General features: G+C 53.8%; 13 protein-coding genes. 6 read left to right on the plus strand and 7 right to left on the minus strand.

The window, feature by feature from the left end; translation table 11 throughout:
• Positions 1-142: 142 nt before the first annotated feature.
• Positions 143-1,759: a DUF6138 family protein gene (locus B5D63_RS04805; protein ID WP_078667604.1), complete on the minus strand. Its 1,617-nt coding sequence runs from the start codon at positions 1,757-1,759 to the stop codon at positions 143-145.
• 248 nt (positions 1,760-2,007) lie between these two features.
• On the opposite strand from B5D63_RS04805, the gene chrA reads away from it, so the two are divergent.
• Both chrA and B5D63_RS04815 read left to right on the plus strand, forming a co-directional pair.
• The gene (gene chrA / locus B5D63_RS04810) at positions 2,008-3,336 is read left to right on the plus strand and encodes a chromate efflux transporter (RefSeq protein ID WP_078668546.1); all 1,329 of its coding nucleotides are present in this window, start codon (positions 2,008-2,010) and stop codon (positions 3,334-3,336) included.
• 68 nt (positions 3,337-3,404) lie between these two features.
• Positions 3,405-3,824, plus strand: a complete 420-nt coding sequence (locus B5D63_RS04815; protein WP_078667605.1) for a DUF3995 domain-containing protein — start codon at positions 3,405-3,407, stop codon at positions 3,822-3,824.
• 149 nt (positions 3,825-3,973) lie between these two features.
• Here the strand turns inward: B5D63_RS04815 and B5D63_RS34930 are convergent, their stop codons facing one another.
• Together B5D63_RS34930 and B5D63_RS04820 are read right to left on the minus strand one after the other, a co-directional pair.
• Positions 3,974-4,111: a hypothetical protein gene (locus B5D63_RS34930; RefSeq protein WP_159455889.1), complete on the minus strand. Its 138-nt coding sequence runs from the start codon at positions 4,109-4,111 to the stop codon at positions 3,974-3,976.
• The gene (locus tag B5D63_RS04820) at positions 4,098-4,607 is read right to left on the minus strand and encodes a hypothetical protein (RefSeq protein WP_078667606.1); all 510 of its coding nucleotides are present in this window, start codon (positions 4,605-4,607) and stop codon (positions 4,098-4,100) included. Before B5D63_RS04820 ends, B5D63_RS34930 begins: the two co-directional genes overlap by 14 nt.
• 138 nt (positions 4,608-4,745) lie before the next feature.
• Between B5D63_RS04820 and B5D63_RS04825 the strand changes: the two genes are divergently transcribed.
• The 3 genes from B5D63_RS04825 (at position 4,746) to B5D63_RS04835 (ending at position 7,222) form a co-directional block, all read left to right on the plus strand.
• The gene (locus B5D63_RS04825; protein ID WP_078667607.1) at positions 4,746-5,486 is read left to right on the plus strand and encodes a MarR family winged helix-turn-helix transcriptional regulator; all 741 of its coding nucleotides are present in this window, start codon (positions 4,746-4,748) and stop codon (positions 5,484-5,486) included.
• 8 nt (positions 5,487-5,494) lie between these two features.
• Complete coding sequence (locus B5D63_RS04830) at positions 5,495-6,436, plus strand: helix-turn-helix domain-containing protein (protein ID WP_078667608.1); 942 nt, start codon at positions 5,495-5,497, stop codon at positions 6,434-6,436.
• A gap of 72 nt (positions 6,437-6,508) precedes the next feature.
• Entirely contained in the window at positions 6,509-7,222 is a 714-nt protein-coding gene (locus B5D63_RS04835; RefSeq protein WP_078667609.1) for an SDR family oxidoreductase, read from the plus strand.
• Between the two features lie 54 nt (positions 7,223-7,276).
• Here B5D63_RS04835 and rffA read toward each other — a convergent pair whose 3' ends face one another.
• Genes rffA through B5D63_RS04850 form a run of 3 tightly spaced genes read right to left on the minus strand, consistent with a single transcriptional unit; the run spans position 7,277 to position 10,316 of the window.
• Positions 7,277-8,401, minus strand: coding sequence for a dTDP-4-amino-4,6-dideoxygalactose transaminase (rffA, locus tag B5D63_RS04840; protein ID WP_078667610.1), 1,125 nt, complete (start codon positions 8,399-8,401; stop codon positions 7,277-7,279).
• Between the two features lie 28 nt (positions 8,402-8,429).
• Positions 8,430-9,122 carry a GNAT family N-acetyltransferase gene (locus tag B5D63_RS04845; RefSeq protein WP_159455890.1) on the minus strand — a complete coding sequence of 231 codons (693 nt, stop codon included), beginning with the start codon at positions 9,120-9,122 and terminating at the stop codon, positions 8,430-8,432.
• A 12-nt stretch (positions 9,123-9,134) separates the two neighbouring features.
• Positions 9,135-10,316 carry a TDP-N-acetylfucosamine:lipid II N-acetylfucosaminyltransferase family protein gene (locus B5D63_RS04850; RefSeq protein ID WP_078667612.1) on the minus strand — a complete coding sequence of 394 codons (1,182 nt, stop codon included), beginning with the start codon at positions 10,314-10,316 and terminating at the stop codon, positions 9,135-9,137.
• Positions 10,317-10,850: 534 nt separating this feature from the next.
• Between B5D63_RS04850 and B5D63_RS34555 the strand changes: the two genes are divergently transcribed.
• Positions 10,851-21,797 (plus strand): DUF7927 domain-containing protein, encoded by a 10,947-nt coding sequence (locus B5D63_RS34555; protein WP_143312764.1) that lies wholly within the window; start codon positions 10,851-10,853, stop codon positions 21,795-21,797.
• 63 nt (positions 21,798-21,860) lie between these two features.
• On the opposite strand, the gene B5D63_RS04925 is transcribed toward B5D63_RS34555, so the two are convergent.
• Positions 21,861-22,490, minus strand: a complete 630-nt coding sequence (locus tag B5D63_RS04925; protein WP_078667614.1) for a hypothetical protein — start codon at positions 22,488-22,490, stop codon at positions 21,861-21,863.
• Positions 22,491-22,492: the final 2 nt, after the last annotated feature.

A 22,492-nucleotide genomic window follows, 5' to 3' on the forward strand; every position in this document is an offset into this window, starting at 1 on the left:
ATAAGCGAGCAGAGAAAGCAAAGGAGCGGAGATCAAATTTGATCTCCGCTCCTTTGCTTTCTTATTTAAACTTAAAAAAATCTTTGCGCTCTTTGCTGCTTTGCGTGCTTTGCGTGAACTTCGCGTGAACTTCGCGTGACCATCACAGTTCCAGTTTTTTCTTTCCTTTCCAGATAAACCACGCAAGGTGGTCCAGCTCGTATGATTCCAGCTTCAACGATCTGACATAGGTTTTTAGTTGCTCCATATGTTCCGCTGTTTCCAGTGCTTTTAATTCCTTCATGGGTTTGATATCCTGTGCGCATCGCAGTACATCCACGATGATGGGAATAGTGCCCGCGTTGATCCCATGTTGTTGTATAAACGTTGCCAGGAAGTTATTCTGTACAGACTGATGTTCATCGTCTACTTTATCGAGGTACTGATGCAACAGCGGGAAATACCGCGCGTCTGCCAATGCCAGTCCGAATACAGCGTAGGTGCCTGGCCGTGCGCATTGTTCCGCTTCCGCATCGTTGTACCATTCATATTCAAGACGGATGGCCAGTTGTACGTATTTTTCCAGCTGGGGGAACAGGGCGGGGTATTGCAGTGCATTGGCGAAGAACCTTTGTGTGCCGGATTTACCAAGTCCTTTAACGGGTAGCAGGTTTTTTGTTTTGGATTTGCATTTGATCTCGTAGCTGGGTGGGAAATCTTTTTCCAGCAGGTTACAGATGAAGTCCAGTGCTTTGCCGTAGGCGGCGGCTGTTTCGTTCTTAAAGCTGATGTCAAAAGTAGCAAAGACGTCGTTGGCGATACAGTTCACATCTGCATCTTTGTACTGGCAGTCTGTCTTGTTGAAGGTGCCGCTGCCTGTCTTCAGTATCTGGGTGGCTTTGGTGCTGCCCAGTTCTTTCGCTTTCTCGATAAAGCCTACGCCGGTGCTGCGGCTGTAGTTGGGCTCAAAGCGGATGATGGTCACGCCGGCGTATATCAGCAGGTCCAGCAGGTGCTCCGGCGGAGCGGGCCGTTCGTCACCTGCTTTTAAGATAAATTCCGGCAGTCCCCACGATGGTGTGTGAACGTTAAAAAAGGTCGGCAGGAATTTATCTTCCGCCCATCTCCGCAGGGCGTAGGTGATATGATGCTGATGTTGTTGCAGTGTTTCTTTTTTGTGTTTGTTGAGCGTCCGGATCTTTTCGAAGATCGCTATGACCGCCGGTACGTCTGTTTCCGGATATAAGGCGGTATTGATCAGGTGTTTGGAGAGAAAGAATGTTTCCAGCTCTTTGGTAGGGTATTGCCCTTCTTTGATTTTTTTGGAGAGATATTGATCGATGGCCTGCAGCAGCTTGTTTTTTTTAGCCTCGCTGGTGGTGTGGAGCACCGGCAGTTTGTAGAATTTTTCATCGATCCTGAATTTGCCCTCTACCTGGAATTCGAAATCCAGTACCGGTTTATCGTCGTAGGAGCGGTACAGTTCCTTTAACTTTTCCTGCAGCAGCGGCAGCATTTGATCGATGTCTGCTTTGGTGAGCGGAGCGTCGGGGAAGTCGGTGCCTTCATACTTTACATCCGGGCGGTCGTTGCCCATGCCATCCATAAAACAATGCACCTGCCCTTTGTAGTAGAAAAAGCGGATATAATCGTGTACCCCTGCCTGCAAGGAAGTGCGGCGTACTATGTTGGCGGAATCCGTTTTTTCGTCCATTTTTTGCAGCAATTGGCCTGCTGCGGTGGTGATATCGTTGACAATCGTCTCGAAGCGCTTCTCCATGCGGGTTAATTTAAATGACAATGTTGAATTTGTGGCGGCAAATTAATGAAAAAAAGGGGGATTAAAGGTTGCATAAAGGGAGGGTGTTTTGTATCTTTGAATCTTCTCAAAAAGCCATGCGCAGTAGCCTTTAACAGCATGATTTTCAATATAATATGATAGTATGTAGTTGTTTTTTCGAACATCTGTTTCAACAGCAGGTGCGGGGTATTTTTTGGGGTACGGTTTTGAAAAACGAAGCAAAAGATATGAATGAAAGCAATCAACAGCCGCAGCCTTCTTTCGGGGAGGCGTTACGGTTCTGGTTTAAATTGGGATGGATCAGTTTTGGCGGCACAGCGGGGCATATTGCGATTATGCATGAATACCTGGTTGACCGCAAGAAGTGGATAAGCAACAGCCGCTTTCTGCACGCCCTCAATCATTGTATGATATTGCCAGGTCCGGAGGCGCAGCAGTTGGCCACTTATGTGGGATGGCAGCTGCATGGCAGGAAAGGCGGGCTGGCGGCGGGGATCCTGTTTGTGCTGCCTTCTATGTTTATCCTGTTAGGTTTAAGTATGATGTATGTGCTGTATGGGAATGTGCCCTGGATATATGCGATGTTTAACGGGTTGAAGCCGGCGGTGGTGGCCATTATCATTTTGGCTATGATCCGGGTGGGGCAGAAAGCGCTGCATACGCCGTTGCATTATGTGCTGGCGGCAGCGGCTTTTGTGAGCATATGCTGGTTTAATCTTTCCTTGCTGGCGATCATCGGAGGCACTATCACTATTGCATTGCTGCTGCGCTATCTGCGGCCTTCGCTGGTGGAAAGGGACGTACATCACGAAGAGGCGATGGCAGCGGAAGAACAGGGCTACTACCTCAATAAATATACGAAAACGCCGATGGGCGGAAATGTGTTGTTGCGGTTGGGAAAACAGATAGGCGTCACCCTGTTGTTGTGGGTATTGCCTTTTGCCCTGTTTTTCCTGCTGGCGGAAGACTTCCGCTTCTGGAAAGGCATGGTGCTGTTTTTCACGCAAACGGCTTTGGTGACGGTGGGCGGCTCGTATACGGTGTTGCCGTATGTGGCGCAGTTCAGCGTGGGTAAACTTAACTGGTTGAGCAGTATGCAGATGATAGACGGTTTTGCGCTGGCGGAAACAACGCCGGGCCCCCTGATCATCGTGCTCTCTTATGTGGGCTTTATGGCCGGTTATAATCATTTCGGCGGGTCATTGTGGATGGGTACCCTGGGATTGCTCACTACTACGTTTTATACTTTCCTGCCCTGCTTCCTGTTTATTTTCGCCGGTGCGCCGCTGATCGGGAAAACGCAGGAGAACAGATCCATCGCGGGGGTACTGGGCTTTGTCACTGCGGCGGTGACCGGCGTCATACTGAACCTGACCATTTTCCTGGGGAAAGATGTATTATTTCCCGGTGGAGTAGCCTTCGGCAACCTGGACTACCCGGCTTTGGGCTGGATGCTGCTGTCGCTTTTCCTGTTGATACGGTACCGGCTGAACGTAGTGTACCTGATCGGTATGAGCCTTTGTTTCGGCCTGGTGCATTACCTGTTCTTACAATAAAATATCCTGATAATTATCAGGCGGGCATGTATCCGCAATGCCTACATTTGTGGATATAATCCTGTCGTATGTTACTACCTGCTGTGGTGGCGGCCACTATTTTAGTTGTTATCTCCGCCATACATTTTTACTGGGCTTTCGGCGGTCGTTGGGGTATGGATAAGGCTTTGCCGGTCAATGCCGCCGGAGAGCTCATGTTAAGGCCCGGTGCGGGCGCCACTTTTATCGTAGCGTTTGGGCTGTTGTTGTTTGCGTTGGTAGCGATTGGTAATACCGGTGCTTTTGATGCATGGGCAAGCCGTCGCCTGGTCAGCTGGACCACCCGCGGCATCGCCGCTATTTTTGCGCTGCGGGCTATTGGCGACTTTAAATACGTGGGCCTTTTCCGCAAGGTGAAAACAACGCCCTTTGGCCGCAGGGACGCCCTTTATTTCACGCCACTGTGCCTTCTTTTGTGTGCGCTGTGTGTGCTGGCTGCATGGCAATAATTCCGGCAGACGTCTACCATGTTGTTAAGCCTATGTACGCTCCGTGGTGCAGGTATTTCCGGTTTACTACCGGCAGATGGGAAGGCTGGTATTTACAGGCTCCTCAAGGTGATGAAATGATTACAACGGGCCCGTTGTATTTTTCGTCTTTACTTTTCCGGTAGCGGTGTCAATGCTGACAGCAGCTCCTGCAGCAATTGCACCGTTTCGGTCAATAAATCGGCCAGGAGCAGCGCCGGCAGTTCTGCCATGCTGATGGCCACAGCGAGAATACTAAAGTTGTACATCGTAAAACTTACGGTAATAAGCGAATTTTTGGTTTATACTTTTACGGGTCTCCGGTAGTCCTTCCATTGCCAGCTTTTTAAACCAGCCGAGCACTGTTTCGCTGAACTGATCGTACCCCTGTGCATACGTGATGGCATCCGTCAGCTGTACGGTGGCAGCATCGTCCTGTTGCCAGTAGGCGGCGATCGCCTGACACAGGCCGGTCGTCAGCGCCGGATCATAACACTTCTTCAGGCAATGTGCCACCGAGGAAGCCCTGTCAGGGTAATTCATCAACATAAAAAATAAAAAATGTTTGAACGCGGTCATCTCTGCCGCCTCCAGTCGGAGGTCCGCCAGATCGGGCCGGTGTAACCGCTTCTCCGCGCCGGCCGGATCTTCATACTTGTTCAAGGCATGCCGCTCCAGTAAGGACGCCAGGTCGCTGAGTGCCGGAATGGCCTGTGCCAGCCCGGACTGACTGTCGGCCATCAGTTGTTCAAGTGGTGTCTGCATAAACTATTTATTACGGTTCCGTTCTTTATCTTTACAAAGAAAGCACAAATTTTCGGTAAAAACAACGAAATCGGTTTTGATTATAACGAAATCGTTTTATTTTAAAATAAGTACTTTTTCAGTAAAATATTTCTAAAGATGACGCCTTTAGTGGAACTGATCACCGCATGGGAAGCATATGCCGGTCAGGCTGACAAGCCTGCAGTGGCGGACTTTTGCGCACATTACATGCGGAAGCAGGCAAAGAGAAAGAAGGAGAAATCCGCCGGACCGCCGCCGGACATGGACGGCCTTATCTCCGAACTGATCGGCAGAATGAGCGGTATGCATACCATCTACGCTAAAATCATGATGAAAGAATGGCCGGACATCGAGCTGGAATGGTTTTACCTGCTCAATATCATCAAATACAAAAAGGAAGCAAGGAAAACGGATATCATCAGTCTCTGTATGATGGAGCAATCCACCGGTATCGACATTCTGAACCGGATGAAAAAGAAAGCCCTGATCACGGAGAAAAACGATCCGGCCGATAAGCGGGCCAGGCTGATCAGCATCACGGAGAAAGGCAATACCCTGCTGCGTAAAATTGGCAGCAGCCTGTTCAAAGTCTCTTATATCCTGTATCACGATGTGGAAGAAGAAGACAAACAGGCGCTCATCCGCATCATGGGGCAGGTGCATAACCGTAGCAGGCCGCTGCTGGCGGAAGGCAAACAACGCAAGATTGACGACATGCTCATCGAACGGTACGGAAAGGCCGCACTGGAAGACGTAGAGGAAGGTTTCGACCGCCTCGTGAAACAGCGGGAACAGATGCTGGCCGCCCGCAACAATGAGGAGCCTGTAGACAATATCATCCGGTCACTCTATAAATAAACAACCAGATGCCCGCCCGTTCTCCCCGCAAAGAAATTCCGCAATACGGACTGGAAGCCTCCCGGCAGCTGCATCGCCTGCCCGGTGACACTTCCGCATTTGGATATAACAACCTTCCCGCCGCTGCACGGATAAAGGGTTTTGAACTCTATTCAAGTGAAGGCGTACGCGCACAGATGGGACCGTTGAAATCAGATTATTACCGTATCAGCATCTCCGTACGGGGCGTCACAGAAATTCAGCTGGGCCTTGAGGATTTTACCCACGGCACAGGTACTGTCAGTTTTACTTTCCCGGGGCAGATCTTCAGTAAGCGGGGCCTGAGTGATGACGCCTTCGGTTATTACCTGTTATTTGAACCGGCTTTTCTGGAAGATATACTAGCGCCTGACCGTATTCCGGAAGAGTTTCCCTTCTTCGCCTATGCAGGAGTACCGTTTATGCAGTTGTCGCCGGCCGAACTGGCTGCTACGGTCGATTTTGCAGAGCGGATGAATGCAGAACTGCGGCGCCATCAGCCAGGGCATGACAAAGCGATGCGTATGTACGTGTACCTGATGCTGCTGGAGCTGAAGCGCAGTTACCTGCGCCAGGGATTCCACCTGGTGGAAAAAGAAGACAAGGCGGCCTATCTCGTACCGCGTTATAAGAAGCTGGTCAGTGAACATTTTCTCACCAGGAGAAAAGTAGCAGACTACGCTGCTATGCTGGGCGTAACACCTAATCACCTCAACAGGGCTATCCGGGCGCATACGGGTCATACCGCTTCCGAAGCCATCGCAGACATGCTGGTGCGGGAAGCTAAAGCAGCGCTGCGGTATACCGATACCACCATCGCCGCCATATCTGATCAGCTGCATTTCAGCGATCCTGCAGGTTTTAACCGTTTCTTTAAGGAGAAAACAGGTATTACGCCGCTGGCGTTCCGGAAAAATGCAGTATCCGGTTAATTTAATGCAGTATTGGGTTAACAACTCCCCGCCTTTTATGCGCCAATTTTACAGCATAAAAGAAACGCATTTATGGCTTCATTTGAAAATTCCCGTGTAATCATTGCCGGTGGCTCGTCCGGTATCGGATTGGCTACGGCCGCTTTACTCATCGCAGAAAATGCCCGCGTTACCATCACCGGCCGTTCGGAAGAACGGCTGCAGGAGGCTGCCCGATCAGTACCCGCTGCAACCGCGGTGCTGGACAGCAATGACCGTTCGGCGCTCGATCGGTTTTTTGCGGCCCTGGGCAGTATTGATCACCTGGTAATCGCCCTGAGCGGGGCCAAAGGCGCCGGTATGTTCAGAGATCTGCCACTGGATGATCTGCGTGCAGGTTTTGAAGGTAAGTTCTGGCCACAACTACAGACTTTACAGGCCGCCCTGCCGTATATGCACGCCGGCGGCAGTATTACGCTGATCACCGCCATCAGCGCCATTGCCAAAAATCCCGGGACTGCCGGGCTGGCGGCAATCAATGGCGGCCTCGAAGCCATGGTCCCCGGCCTGGCGAAAGAGCTCCAACCCTTACGGATAAACGCTGTTTCTCCGGGCGTGGTAGACACTCCCTGGTGGAACTTTCTCCCGGCAGATGTAAAAGCAGACACGTTCAGCACCTATGCGGGCCAGCTGCCTACCGGCAAAATAGCTACTGCAGCTGACATCGCAGAGGCCGTACTCTTTTTGATGCGCAACAGCAATACTACCGGCACGATCCTTCGTTGCGACGGCGGATTCAGCTTATAACAGCAAAGGTCAGGGGACATGTCCCCTGACCTTTGCTGTTATAATATATTCAGCCTATTGGCCCAGGTAAAACTGTTTGATAGCGGAGGTGATCTGACCTACCTGCTCGTTGGTCAGCTCGTAGAAGAGTGGCAGCCGCAGCAGCCTGTCGGAATAAAAATCCGTGTAAGGCAGTTCTCTGCCGTCGTGCCGGGTTTTGTAGAAAGGTGATTTATGCAGCGACAGATAGTGGAACACCGCCAGTATACCGCTGGCTTTCAGATGGCGTATCAGCCGGTCTCTTTCGTCCACATCGTTGCAGATGATGTAGAACATATGTGCATTGTTGGTCGCGTAAGAAGGAAGATAAGGAAACCGTATCCGGCCTTCGAGCCCCTGCAACTGGCCCCGGTACAGCTCCCACAGCTCTTTGCGCCGTTCCTGTATGGGTTTGATGTGTTCGATCTGCGCATACAGAAAAGCAGCAACTACCTCAGATGGCAGGAAAGAAGATCCGATGTCTACCCAACCGTATTTATCAATCTCACCCCGGAAAAAAGCAGAGCGGTTGGTACCTTTTTCCCAGATGATTTCCGCCCGTTTTACAAAACGTTCGTCGTTCACCACCAGCATACCGCCTTCCCCGGAAATGATGTTCTTGGTTTCATGAAAGGAAAAGGCAGAGAGGTGCCCGATGCCGCCCAGGTACTGGTCTTTGTAGCGGGAGTCAATCGCCTGCGCCGCATCCTCTATTACGAACAGGTTATAACGCTTTGCCAGCGCCATGATCTTGTCCATGTCACAGGCGATGCCGGCGTAATGAACAGGCACGATAGCCTTTGTTTTCGGCGTGATCAGCGATTCAATCAGGTCGGCGTCTATATTCGGATTGTCGGCGTTGCTGTCGGCAAAAATAACGTTGGCGCCTCTGAGTATAAAGGGATTGGCGGTGGATACGAAGGTGTAGGAGGGAATGATGATTTCATCACCGGGTTGGGTATCGATGAGGATAGCGGCCATTTCCAGCGCATCGGTACAGCTGGTGGTAAGTAATACCTTTTTGAAGTGGTACATCTCCTGCAGCTGTTGCTGGCATTTGTTGGTAAACAGGCCGTTCCCGGACAACTTACCGGAAAGAGCTGCCTGGTACATATAGTGGGCTTCTTTTCCGGTGAGGTATGGTTTATTGAAAGGTATCATCTTATGGTCTAATTATTAGTCAGTCAAATTATAGCCAGAAATGGTAAAAATACTCAATACGGGCAATATGGAATCCACATTTTTGATACAGGTTACAGGCTGGTGTATTGGCGCCTTGCGTCACCACCTGCAGCTGATGATATCCCTGCTGGCGGCTCCATGCTTCAGCGGCTGCCATGAGGGCCATACCTACGCCTTTCCCGCGGGAGGCGGGATCTACAGCCACCAGGCCTATGTCTCCCTTGCCACCTTTTTCACCCAGGGTGATCAGGCCGGAAAGCTGCTCTTGCCGGCGGTATACCAGTACTTCCCTCGCTATCTTCCTGTTCGCGGAATTAATGACCCACAGGCGATACAATTCTTTGTATTGGTCTTCCTCAAAATGATCATCCACCTTAAATCTTGAATAAACACCACTTTCAATACCAAGCCGGATAAGGGTTTCTTCAGGAGGGTCGGTGGTGTAACTGCTGATAAAGGGGGAGAGGGGCCCCGGTCCTTCCACGTTTTTTTCAAAAGTGGTTTTGATGTCGACCAGCCGGCCGTTGTAAGCCTCCAGCAGGGTCGTTGGAGTTTCAACGCCAGCGGCAAGATATACCAGCCGAGCCTTGCCTTTCAAGGCTGACAGGCATTGCGCAACGTCTGCATGGCCGTGCTGTATCCTGTATACTTCAAAGCCAAAAAAATCGCTGTCCCAGCTGAGTCTTTCGTACGGCATCATGTCATCATTCATTTAATTGCCCGCCAGCGTTTCTTTTAGCACCCGCATCTTTTCCTGCTGGTCAAACAGCTGGTCCACGATGGTAATATTCTGTTGTATCTCGCCGGCGGTGAGTGGCCTGGAAAATGCTTCAAAAGACAGGCTGCTGATATCCGCTGAATCAAATATGGCAGCGTGATGGTTCTTTAGCAGTCCGTAGGTGGTACTGTTGTGGTGTACAAAGACTTTTTTGCCCCTGTACAGCAATGCCAGCGTATTGCCTGCCGCCTGCGGGCGGTAGTGGTACATTACGGCGACATCCACTTCATCCAGTTGTTTATAATATTCGTCCCTTGGTAAAAATCCCCTCAGCGCCCTTACCTTCTCCTTGCCGAAGATGGCGATGGCCCGCTGTTCAACGAAATCTGCATAGGCGCCGTCGCGGTAACTCAGCGGGATGACCAGTTTAACGGGATCATTTTTAAATACCGATAATGCTTCGAGGGCCTCGATGTGATTGTTGGTAATAGTATCGGAGTTGCCCAGCAAAATGGTCGTATACGGTCTTTTTTCGCCAGTACCCTGTGCCGGCAAGGTATTCTCCGGTTTCGGGTTAAAATTGTAAAAGAAATATTTATATGCAACCTGGGTGGTATAATGCTGTTTGATCCAGTCATGGTCCAGCAGGTTCCAGTTGAGGAAATAGTTGAGCCGTTCAAAGAACAGCGCCCTGGTATGGGCTATTTCCCGTTGTTCGCGTTTATAGCGGATATATCGTTTGGCGAAGGAACGATACAGCTTTTTAGGCTTCAGCAGGTTCCATTGCACCGGATCATGTTCTTCGTGTTCCTCGAAGTATGGCAGGCTTAACGGCCCGTATATCGTGTGTTTAAAGCGGCTTACCGGTATTTCCACCACATCGCCGCCCCAGAAAAACAACCCGAGCGGAATGTTTTTGTCCAGCGTCAGTACAAACCGGATAGCGCTTTCAGATGCCCAGTGAATGAATACTTTGTCTTTTAGGGAAATGTTTTTTACCAGTTCGCTGAACGCCTGCGTATAATGCGGGGCGAAATGTACCTGGTCGGATTTAACATGTTTGGCCTGTTCTTTTACGGCGTCGATAATAAAAATATTATTCCCCGGCGCTACCTGCTCGGCATCCTTAATGAAATCGTCGATGAACTTATCGTCAATCATCAAATGATAATTCATTCCTCTTGCATTTCTGTTTTAATGAGTACAACCCGCCATCATAAATGGAATGCCCGTTGTTTCCCGGTACAGGAGGGCAAATATAACTAAAGCGGCCAAATTTCAGCCGTTTCGGACTGTTTTCTGCTGTAGCTCCTTGTCCTGAAAGGGTTTGGACAGCAGACACCGCTTTGCCGGGCGGGCGGGGAAAAAAGCTTGCGGGCCTCCCGGAAACCGGCCTGCCGCAGGCCGGCGGGCACCGGGACTATGAAGAAACTTATCTTCTCTCCTGTGAACATAATCCCATTTTTGCTGTTGTAGTATTTGCAATGATACTGCAGTGGATTCCGATGTATGTAGAGGCAGGTATCATCCCCGATTCACAGAACCGACATGGTTATAGCGCAGCAAAGCCCGATCCGGATGCAATGGAGCATACGCAGGATTTTTTTCTCCGGTGACTACCTCGCGAAAGCCATTATCCCCCGCCAGCTATAAGTATGGTCGGGACTTTCCCCATATGAGAAACCAAGTTATTCTACAAACCCAGCTATTATGGTAAAGAAGCTGTCCATTTGTGTAAATGTTCAGAGTGTTATTTCCCGTGTTGTAAAACAATACTGTTGCGTATTGTTGCTGCTGTTGGCAGGAGGTTATGTGAAAGCCCAGCAGTGTACAGGATCGCTCGGCGATCCGGTTTTCAAGGAGACTTTTGGCGAAGCGGCTACCGCTACAAAGCCAACGCTGGGTCCTCCGCTGCCGGCGGGCATCACCACCTACACCTATTACGCCCCCGGCGTAGGTTCCCGGCCTACCGGCCCTTATCCCGGCCAGTATACCATCAGTAACACTACGCGGGGCTATAACAATATTTACTTCGTGGACCGGCCCGATCATACCACCACCACCGGCCGTGGTTTCTGCATGGTGGTGGATGCCAATGCCACCCCTGATAAGTTCTACGAACGTACCATCACCGGCCTTTGTGCCGGCACCACTTTTGAATTCTCCGCCTGGATCATGAATATCAACCCCAGTGGGGGCGTGGCGCAGCCCAGCCTGCGTTTTGATATCGTGGACGCCAATAACCCCAACGGGCCTCCGATTACTTCTGTGTCTACCGGCACAGTACCATATCAGTCTCCCGGTACCTGGGTACGGCAGGCCGGTATCTTCCAGATGCCGTCTACTACCAGCGCCGTGATCCTGCGTATCTTCAGCAATACGCCCAACAGTAATGGCAACGACCTCGCACTGGACGATATCGCGTTTGCAGCCTGCGGTCCTCCCATTGCTTTTGGGCAGACGACCGGCGTGGTATGTGCCGGCGGTACCGGCGGGTTCTCTGTCAGCCTGCCTGCTGGAAGTTATTCCAACTACTATTTCCAGCTGCAGAAAAGAGCGCTGGGAGCGACCACCTGGGCCAACGAAGGGGGTGTGATCAACAACCAGGGCAACAATCAGTATACTTTCAGCGTCCCCAATGCCCGCGCAGGCTTTGAATACCGCGTGGTGGCCGCCGGCGGCATGGCGGAAATGAACAATGTCAGCTGCCGCGTGGTGTCCAACCCGGTAGAGCTGAAGGTGATAGACTATACTACCGGTGTTAACGGACCAGCGACCATCTGCTACAATACCAGCGCTAACCTGACGGCCGCTGTTACCCCCAAAGCAGGTACCGGCACCCCTTCCTCCGGGTTCGCCTATACGTGGGAGACCAGCACCGACGGGGTAAGCGGATGGACGGTCGTATCCGGGCAAACCGGCGCTACGCTGAATACCGGTGCACTCACCGCCAGCCGCTATTACCGGGTAACAGCCACCGTTAGCGGCTGTTCCGGCGATGGCGCCTCCAGCCCGTTCCGGGTGGTGGTCAACCCCAATATTGTGGTCAACATAGGAACGGTCAACCCTGTATGCCAGGGCACCGCCTTATTCAGTATACCCTATACCGTTACCTCCGGCAATGCCAATGTATTCAGTATTACCTCCGCGGACATGCCCGGCTTTAGCCCGGTCACCAATGCGGCACTGGGAGGATCGCCCATCAATGTGGTGATACCCGCCAATGTGGCGCCGGGGGCTTACCATTTTACCATCACCTTCCGGCACCAGGCCAGCGGTTGTTCGGCGTCCTACCCGGTGACGCTGGACATCAGCCCAACGCCTACCACCGCCACTGTAGGCCCCAACCAGCAGCTGTGCGGCACCAGCAACACTACCCTTACCGGTAATACGCCTGCCGCCGGCACCGGCAGATGGACGCAGGTGAGCGGTCCGGGCGTCGCCACGTTTGACAACCGTCAGGCGCCCAACGCCAATGTGTCCGGACTGGTGACCGGCGTTTACACGTTCCGCTGGACCATCAGCAGCGGCGCCTGCCCGCCTTCCTACGCTGATTTACAGGTAACGGAATATGGTAATACCACCCTGCCCGACGCGGGACCTGATTCTACCCAGTACAACTCCGGCGTGTTCCACATGCAGGCCAATACCCCCACAGTAGGTACCGGCAAATGGGTGGTCGTAAGCGGCAACCCGGTCATCGCTGACCCCACCGATCCGCATACGACCATCACCATACCTCCCAATACCAGCGCTACACTGGCATGGACCATCACCAACCAGGTATGTCCGCCATTGCCGGACGAAGTCACTATTACCTATGTAAGCCGCGCAGACATCCAGGCCACAAAAGAAATACTCGAACAGGGGCCTTATATCGCCGGGCAATCCCTCGTCTATCGTGTGGTGATCACCAACGTAGGCCCGAGTAACGCCACCGGCGTAAAGATCACCGACCTGCTGCCCGCCGGATTTGCGGCCGGTAACGTATCTGTTGCCAGCTCCGGCGCCGCGCAGATCATACAAAACAACAGCACCAACACCAATATCGATGTAACAGCAGACATACCCACCGGCAATGCCGCCATTACCATTACGGTATCAGGAAAGATACGGTCCTCCTTTGAAGGAGACCTGACCAATACGGTAACGGCCGTATCGCCGGTAGTACCCGACCCGGACGGCGCCACCGCCACGGTAACGGTGCCGGTCATACGCCGGCCCTACTTTGAAGTGGTGAAAAGCGCTCCCGCCATGACTGTGGCCGGGGAGTCCATCCGCTTTGGCATCATCGCACAGAACAGCGGGCTGGGAGACGCCCGCGCCGCGGTGCTGACAGACGTGATCTCTTCCAAACTGACCAACGTCAGCTGGACCGCCACCGCTACCGGTAAGGTGAATATCCTGTCCGGCGCCACCGGCACGGGCAACAACCTGCGCATCGTAGCAAATTACCCCGGCGGCGACACCCCGGCAGATACCGGTAAGATCTATATCAGTGTAACCGGCACCGTAGATGCCGGCGCTACCGGTAGTATCGACAACGTGGCTAAAGTAACCCCTGCCGAAACATCTGTGGGCGACTTTACCTCCAATGTCACCAACACCGTGATCAGCAGCAGCCCGGGACTGGTGATAGACAAGAGCCGCACTACGCCGGTGATCGCTATCGCCGGTACACCGGTACAATACGTGATCACGCTGATCAATAATGGTCCGAGCAATGCCGTGCAAACCGTTATCACCGACGCCGTGCCGGCGGCCATACAGCAGGTACAGTGGACCGCCACGGCGCAAGGCAGCGCAGCGGTAACGGCCGGCGCCTCCGGTACAGGCAACCAGGTGCGCGTTACCGGCAATATCCCCGCCGGTTCTTCGAATGTTATCACCATCCGCGTGTCCGGCGTCATCAGCGCCGACTATTCCGGCAAGCTCTCCAATACCGCCACCGCTACGCCGGCTGAACCGGGCGTGCCCTCCGTATCCGATACAGACGTGGCCACCGTACAGAAAGCCGTGAAGCTCACCATCGTGAAAAACGGCCCGGCGACAGCTGTTCCGGGACAACAGATCTCCTATACCATCGACGTGGATAACGAAGGACCTTCCAATTCTACCGCCACTACTATCAGCGATGTCATCCCCGCTTCCCTGTACAACGTTACCTGGACCGCCAGCGTGGTCACCGGCACCGCCACGATCACGAGCGGCGCTACCGGCGCCGGCAACCAGTTGAGCGTAACCGCCAACATGGCGGCGGAAGCGGCTATCCGCATCGTAGTGCGCGCGACCATTTTACCGCCTACCTACAATCCCATTCACAACACTGCCGTGGCAACGCCTTCAGAGCCGGGCTTCCCGCCGGTCACCTCCAATGAGGTGATCACCACCGTGAACCCGCAGGCGGCGCTGACAATCAGTAAAACAGGCCCGGATACCGCCACTGCAGGTAGTTCGGTGTCCTATGTAATTACCGTGGGCAACAACGGTCCCAGCAATGCCCGTGATATGCAGATCAAAGATGCCGTGCCGGCATCGTTGCAACAGGTGACCTGGACCGCAGTGGCCAACGGCAACGCCACCATCGACAATGGCGTCAGCGGCAGCGGTAACAACATCGCGCTCTCCGGTGACATCGCTGCCGGCAGCGGAAATAATATAGTGGTCACTGTTAGTGGTAAACTGGACCCCGCCTTCTCCGGCACCCTGACCAACACGGCTATCGTTGTACCATCTGAAACCGGTAGTACCGGCGATACCGCCACCAAACAGACCGTGGTCAGAAGGCTGCCGCAGATTACCATCACCAAATCCGCCGTTGACGGCGTACTGGCCGGCGATAGCGTGACGTATACCATCGAAGTGGCCAACGCCGGCGCCTCCGATGCTCAGAACCTGGTGGTAACAGACGCCGTACCCGCTGCACTGAGCGGCGTACAGTGGACCGCCCGTGGACTGGGACAAGCAGCCATCATCACCGGCGCCAGCGGTACCGGCAATAATGTACGGGTTACCGGCAACATACCCGCCGGCAGCGCCAATAAACTGGTGATCACCGTTACCGGTAAAACAGATCCTGGTTTCTCCGGCAATATCATCAACCATGCTACCGCCACGCCTTCCGAGCCGGTACCACCGGTAACGGCTACACAGACAGTGGTGGTGAGGAAGCTGCCTGCTATCAGGGTGACCAAAGCCGGTCCCACTTCGCTGAATGCCGGTGAACGTATCACCTACACTGTGCTGATCTCCAATACCAGTGTGTCTAATGCAGACAACCTGGTGATCGAAGATATTGTGCCTGCGGCGGTAACACAAACCACCTGGACCGCTACTGGCAACGGCGCCGCCGTTATCAACAATGGCGGTACCGGTACCGGCAACACCGTACGGGTAAACGCCAACATCCCCGGCGGCAGCACCGGTAACAGTATATCGGTGACCATCACCGGTATCGTGGACCCCGCGTTCTCCGGTAGCTTTACCAATGTGGCTACGGCGCAACCTTCCGAGGCGGGCGCACAACCCGCCGTGTCCGGACCAGTGGTGACCACTGTGGCGCAACGGCCATCCCTGCATGTGGTAAAAACCGGTCCTGCCACCGCCAGCGCCGGTGACAACGTACGTTATCTCCTCACCGTGACCAACACAGGGCCATCCAATGCGCTGAATACAATCATCGCCGATCAGCTGCCGGCATTGCTCACCAATGTGAACTGGAACGCTACCGCAACAGGCGGCGCTGCCATCATCAACGGAGCTGCCGGCACCGGTAACAACCTGCAGGTAACCGCCAATATACCGGTGACGACAGGTATCGTTAATATTGTGGTAACGGCAACCATCCCCGCAGCGACATTGGCGGGCACCATCAGAAACGTGGCGACGGTAGACCCGAAAGTAACCGGTTTACCGCCGGTGCCCTCTGACACCGTTACTACCGTGATCGGCCAGCGGCCAAAGCTTATTATCCAGAAAAATGCACCGGCCAACTGGAGCGCCGGCGAGTATATTATCTATGGGGTGAAAGTGGAAAACGCCGGCCCGAGCGATGCGCGGGCAGCAGTAATCACCGACGCCATTCCCGCTACCATCGTGAATCCTACCTGGACCGCCACGGCCAATGGTACCGCGGTCATTACCAGCGGCGCTACCGGGACCGGTAACCAGCTGAATGTAGTGGCGGATATTCCGGCTGGTACAGGTAACAGTGTGACCATCCTCATCGCCGGCAGGGTACAGAGCGACTTCGCCGGGGTAATTTCCAACACCGCCACGGCTACGCCGGCAGAGCCCAACGTGCCGCCGGTAAGCTCCAATGTATCTACCAATATCAGTCGCAGGGCACGACTGGAAATAAAGAAAGCAGGACCTGCCGCCACAACGGCTGGTAACAGTATCGCTTACACGCTGGAAGTGCTGAACAATGGTCCGAGTGATGCCAACAACATCACCATTAAAGATGCGATCCCTGCAGGCATACTCAACGCCACCTGGACAGCCACCGCTTCCGGCGGCGCCAGTCTTACTTCCGCCGCCACCGGCACGCAGAACGTGCTGGTGAATGGCAACATTCCCGCTACCGCCGGCGCTAAAATAACCGTTCAGATAAATGGTAAAGTAGATCCTGATTACGCATCGCCCAACATCACCAACGTAGCGATGGCGCTCAACGATCCGTCCTTCGCCACGCCGGTAGGGGATACGGCTTCAGTGGTAACGACCATCAACCGCGTGGCTAATCTGCGTATCGTAAAGAGCGGTCCGGCCAATCAGGGCGCTGGTGAACCGATGCAGTACACCCTGCAGGTACAGAACGATGGTCCTTCCAACGTACAGGGCGCACGTATCCAGGACGTACTGCCGCCAACGTTACTCAACAGCACCTGGGTGGTGACCAGCACCGGCGGCGTATCTAACATTACCCCTACCAGCGGCACCGGCAATGTGGACGTTACCACCGACATCCCCGCAGGAAATGGCGTATTGCGGGTAACGATCTCAGGTGTACTCAGTCCGGCGCTGGTGAACGGTTCTACTGTTACCAATACCGGTACGGTAGCACTGCCGGCAGGTAGCCCCATCACCGATCCGAACCTGACAGATAACACCAGTACCGTAACCACCGCAGTGGATAATGATCCGGTAGTGCGCATCGCGAAAACCGGTCCGGCTGTAGTAAACGTCGGCGACACCATCCAGTACCGCATCGTGATAACCAACGGCGGCTCCGGCAATATCACAGGTGCGCTCATCACCGACCAGGTACCGGCTGATGTCACCGTTACCTCCTGGGGCGCCGCTGCCACGGGCAATGCGCAAGTCACCGGACCCACCACCGGTACCGGCAACAACGTCAGCACCACCGCTGACATCCCGGTAGGAAGCAGCCATACGATCGTGGTCCTGATCAATGGCGTCGTCAACAAAACATCCAATACAACGTTCACTAATACAGCCGTGGTGACAGCAGGGGCCAACAAACAAAGCTCCATCACCACCACCGTCAACCAGTCCACTGATGTGAGTATCGTCAAGAGTGGCCCGCAACAGGTAACAGCGGGGGAAACAGTGAACTATACGCTCCAGGTATTCAACGCCGGTCCGGTAGATGTGGAATCGCTGGTTATCACCGACCAGGTGCCGGCTACGGTGACCAACGTCACCTGGAAGGCGGTGGTAACGGGCACCGGGGAAGTCATTGGCGCACAGGAAATAGACAGCGCCGGCAGTAACATTATCATCCCGGGTAAACTGGCCGCCGGCAGCGGCAACTACATTACCGTATATATCAGCGGTACAGTGAGTGGCAGCGCAACTTCCGGCAATATCATCAATACCGCCGATGTGGCTGTTAATAATGTGACTGATTATAATCCGGCCAATAACACCAGCACACTGACAACGACCATCGGCCGCCGCACCGGCCTGCAGATACGTAAGAGTGGCCCTGTGCAGGCACAGGCCGGCAATACCATTACCTACCAGGTAGTGGTGACTAACAGCGGTCCGTCTGACGCTGCCGGCGTGAACATTACAGATGTGGTGCCTGCCGAAGTGGAAAATGTGAGTTGGGAAGCAGTAGTCACCGGCGCCGCTACCATCACCGGGCCGTATAACGGCACGGGCAGCAATGTGGCCACCACCGCCGATATCCCGGGTGGTGCGGGCAACAGTGTGGCTATCACCATTACGGGCACGCTGAACGATGATTTTGCCGGTACAGTGCTCAACGTAGCTACTGCGGGCAGCAGCGAAGCGCCAGCGGTGAACGATCAGGTGACCACCACGGTGACCAAACAATCCGATGTGCAGGCGCATAAGAGCGGCCCGGCCACCATCACCGCCGGTGACAAGATCACTTACCTGATCACAGTGACCAACAATGGCCCCGCCTTCGCCCGCGGTCTCACTATCGCCGATTCTATCGACACGCGTATCACCGGCGTCACCTGGACCGCCAGCGTTACCGGCAATGCGAACGTGACCAGCGGCGCTACCGGCAGCGGCAATCAGCTTGCTGTAACAGCCGATATCCCGGCTAATGACAGCGCGGCGGTAACGATCACCATTACTGGTACGGTAAGAGCAGATGCTACCAATACGATCAGCAACATAACACGCGTAACCTCTCCCGATCCGCTGACACCTCCCGTAGTGACACCGCCGGTGATCACCGAAGTGGTACAGCGTCCGGAGCTGACCATCAGCAAAAGCGGCCCGCAGCAACTTAACGCCGGCGAAACCATCAGCTACTGGCTGGACATCACCAACAAAGGCCTGAGTAACGCTACACAGGCAGTTATCAGCGACCAGGTGCCTGCCGGTGTGAAACAGGCCAGCTGGGCGGTACAAACTGTCAGCCCCGGCACGACCGTCACCAGCGGATCAACGGGCGCCGGCAACAACGTACAGGTAACCGCTAATATACCGTCCGGCGGCAGCATCCGGCTGATGATACAGGGCAAGGTGGACTCCACTTTCTCCGGTACCATCACCAATACAGGCATTGTCACACCGTCAGAACCAGGCAATGTGCCGGATTCCTCCGAAGTGCAGACGGACGTCTTCCTGAAGCCATCCGTACAGATCACGAAATCCGGACCTGCCACGCTGCAGTCCGGCCAAACGATCACGTATACCATCATCGCTAAAAACGACGGCCCCAGCATGGCAACCAATGCCGCCATTCTCGATGCGGTGCCGGCAGCAGTCAGAAACATTACCTGGAGCGCAGTAGCCGCCGGTAACGCCCAAATCACGGGGCCTGCCAACGGCACGGGCAACCTCGTCAGCCTGACCGTCAGCATACCACCAGGTGCAACAAATAGTGTAACCGTTACCGTTAATGGTACCGTAGATCCGTCGTTCCGCGACACGCTGAATAATACGGCGGTCATTACCCCTGCGGAAACAGGCGCCCTGCCCGACACCTCCGCACTGGTACAAACGGTGATAACGGCAGCGCCTAAACTGCATATACAGAAGGCCGGTCCGGCCACCTCTACTGCAGGTCAACCGTTGCAATATATCTTACTGGTCAGCAACAGCGGCTTGAGTAATGCGTTGAACTTCACCGTGACCGACGTGGTACCCGCCATATTGACACAAGTCAGCTGGAAAGCCGTCACCAACGGAACCGCAGTGATCAGGAGCCCCGCCTCCGGTACCGGTAACAATATCAGCCTCACCGGCGATATGCCGGCAGGTAATAATAACAGCATCGTCATTACTATCACCGGGAACATTGCAGCCAACGCCAGCGGCACGATTGTAAACACTGCTACCGTTACGCCGGCGGAAACAGGCGCCACGCCGGAATCGGCCACCGCTACCACGCAGCTCATCACCGAGTCTGCTGTAAGGATCAGTAAAACCGGCCCGGCCACCATGATACGCGGCGACCAGGCGAGCTATGTCATCAGCGTGATCAACCACGGCCCGAGCGATGCTGTCAATACCGACATCTCCGACCTGGTACCCGCTGTATTGACTAACGTTACCTGGACAGCGACGCCACTACGCAGCACGGTGATCAACAGCGGCGCCGCCGGCAGCGGTAACAATGTAAAAGTGAATGTGAACATGCCGGCCGCAGATACGAGCGGACTGACTATCGAGATAAAAGGTACGGTAGCGCAAAATGCGCCTGCCGGCAGCGTAAACAACACGGCGCACGCTATCCTTAACAACATGGGCGGTAAGGATATTCCTTCCAATACAGTGGTCAGTAACATCGGCAGCGCTACAGACCTGGTGATAACTAAAACCGGTCCGGCAGAAGTGTTTACCGGCAGCATGGCCACCTATCAGCTGACCATCAGCAACGATGGCCCTTCCAATGCAGACAATGCAACGGTGACGGATATACTGCCGACATCATTAACACAACCAGCGGTGACCGTATTATCCATGTCAGGTGGTGCAGCTAATGTACAGGCCTTGCTGAACGACAATACCATGAATGCTACGCTGGGCACTTTCCCGGCAGGCGCTAAAGTAGTATTGCAGGTGAGCGCTACGGCAGGTACGCCGGGCAGCATAGAGAACACTGCCATGGTGAAAACACCAGCCGGTATGATGGATGAAGACAGCAGCAACAATAGCAGTACGGCTTCCACACTCATCAGAGGCAAGTCCAGGCTGGAGATCGTAAAATCTGTGAACCCTGCCAACGGGCCGTACAGCACAGGACAGGTGATCAGTTATACTTTACAGGTCCGCAATACCGGCAGCGCCGGCGTAAACCCTGTCGTGGTGCTGGACACCCTGCCACCTGCCAGTCTCGTCAGCGATCCGGTATACAGCAACCCTCCGTCGGGCAACATCGTTTACAACAGCAGCACCCGCGTGCTGCAGTGGAACGTCGGTCTCCTGAATGCAGGAGAAATCCGCAGCTGGAGCTACGACGTGACCATCAAAGGGGCGGGCGACGTCCGTAATATTGCAGTGGTGACCGGTCCGCCGGATGTAAGCGTACCGGATACTTCCACTATCACCATCAATACCGAAAAATTAGCCAATCTCAAAGTGGTGAAGCAACTGACCAGCACACCGCCGTTTAGTGTCAATAATGTGCTGACGTTCACCATGACGGCCACCAACAACGGGCCGGATAAGGCTACCGGCGTGGTGGTGGAGGACCGCCTCCAAAGTATGCTGGGCAGGCCGCTGACGCTCAATGCCAGTGCAGGTACGGCTACTTATGATATCGCCGCTGCGGCTATCAGCTGGCAAATACCGGAGCTGGCTCCCGGCGCCAGCGCCACACTGACATTCACCGTGAAACTGATAAGCGCAGACGATATCTTCAACACGGCGACTGTCACCGGCAATGAAAAGGACCCGGATATCAGCGACAATACATCAGTGGTAGGACCTATCAAAGTGACCGGAGAAGATATCTTTATCCCGAATGTGGTAACCCCTAACGGAGATGGTAAGAATGATAACTTCTTCATACCGGGGCTGAGCAAATTCCCGGGATCAGCGATGTACATCTACAACCGCTGGGGTAACCAGGTGTACCAGCATAAAAACTACGACAACAAATGGAATGGCGACGGACTGAGTGAAGGCACGTATTATTACATACTGGAACTCCGTACCGAACAAGGCGTAAGAAAGTATAAGGGATGGGTGGAACTGATGCGATAAGTACATTTACAGCAAAAAGCAGAAAGGCAGCAATTTTATTTGCTGCCTTTTGTTTTTTGGGGCTTATAATGCCGGAATAGTAACAAGGTCTTCTTTTACAGGTTCATAGTTGATAGCGGTAGCAATAGCTTTGAATTTTTTGGAATCCACGCCCAGTACTGCGCCTGCCGGTGTCCAGGTATGCAGCGGTCCGCCCCTGAAAGGCAGTTCCGTTGTTACCCAAAGGGTGAGCGGGCCATTTTTACCATTCACGTTTATTTCTTTACAAACGAAGCCAAGGATGGTGCGTGTTTTATTGCCTGCGCGTGATTTGTCGTCTTTCGGATGTTCTTTTTCCGTTAGTTTCTTTTTGCCGTCAGCTTCTGTCAGCGCCCAGGCTTTGCCGGTGGCGCCGTCTTCATAAAAAGCCAGTTCGTTGTCTCCCATCTGGATATGTACTTTAGCGCCTTCTTCTGTTTGCAGTTCTCCCGGTTGCTGGCGGGTGATCTTTGATCTGTTGCCGTTGAAATACAGCACTTCCCCGCTGTTGGCTGTTTCCGGTATCATGTCTTTATACTGAAGCTGGTCCGGTTTGAGAGACGCATGAAGGAACATGGTGAGGTCATAATGTATGATGCCCTGTGTTTTGTCTTGTGCGGTAGCGGCAAATCCAAGCAGAAGAAAAGCCGCGAGCAGGATGATGTTGCGTTGCATTG

The organism is Chitinophaga eiseniae (assembly GCF_900167135.1).
Classification (GTDB): Bacteria; Bacteroidota; Bacteroidia; order Chitinophagales; family Chitinophagaceae; genus Chitinophaga; species Chitinophaga eiseniae.

Coding starts and splice junctions, on each gene's coding strand:
- B5D63_RS04925 (WP_078667614.1), bottom strand. CDS start 22,490: ATGCAACGCAACATCATCCTGCTCGCGGCTTTTCTTCTGCTTGGATTT.
- B5D63_RS04820 (WP_078667606.1), bottom strand. CDS start 4,607: ATGCAGACACCACTTGAACAACTGATGGCCGACAGTCAGTCCGGGCTG.
- B5D63_RS04835 (WP_078667609.1), top strand. CDS start 6,509: ATGGCTTCATTTGAAAATTCCCGTGTAATCATTGCCGGTGGCTCGTCC.
- chrA (WP_078668546.1), top strand. CDS start 2,008: ATGAATGAAAGCAATCAACAGCCGCAGCCTTCTTTCGGGGAGGCGTTA.
- rffA (WP_078667610.1), bottom strand. CDS start 8,401: ATGATACCTTTCAATAAACCATACCTCACCGGAAAAGAAGCCCACTAT.
- B5D63_RS34555 (WP_143312764.1), top strand. CDS start 10,851: ATGGTAAAGAAGCTGTCCATTTGTGTAAATGTTCAGAGTGTTATTTCC.
- B5D63_RS34930 (WP_159455889.1), bottom strand. CDS start 4,111: ATGTACAACTTTAGTATTCTCGCTGTGGCCATCAGCATGGCAGAACTG.
- B5D63_RS04815 (WP_078667605.1), top strand. CDS start 3,405: ATGTTACTACCTGCTGTGGTGGCGGCCACTATTTTAGTTGTTATCTCC.
- B5D63_RS04830 (WP_078667608.1), top strand. CDS start 5,495: ATGCCCGCCCGTTCTCCCCGCAAAGAAATTCCGCAATACGGACTGGAA.
- B5D63_RS04825 (WP_078667607.1), top strand. CDS start 4,746: ATGACGCCTTTAGTGGAACTGATCACCGCATGGGAAGCATATGCCGGT.
- B5D63_RS04805 (WP_078667604.1), bottom strand. CDS start 1,759: ATGGAGAAGCGCTTCGAGACGATTGTCAACGATATCACCACCGCAGCA.
- B5D63_RS04850 (WP_078667612.1), bottom strand. CDS start 10,316: ATGAATTATCATTTGATGATTGACGATAAGTTCATCGACGATTTCATT.
- B5D63_RS04845 (WP_159455890.1), bottom strand. CDS start 9,122: ATGATGCCGTACGAAAGACTCAGCTGGGACAGCGATTTTTTTGGCTTT.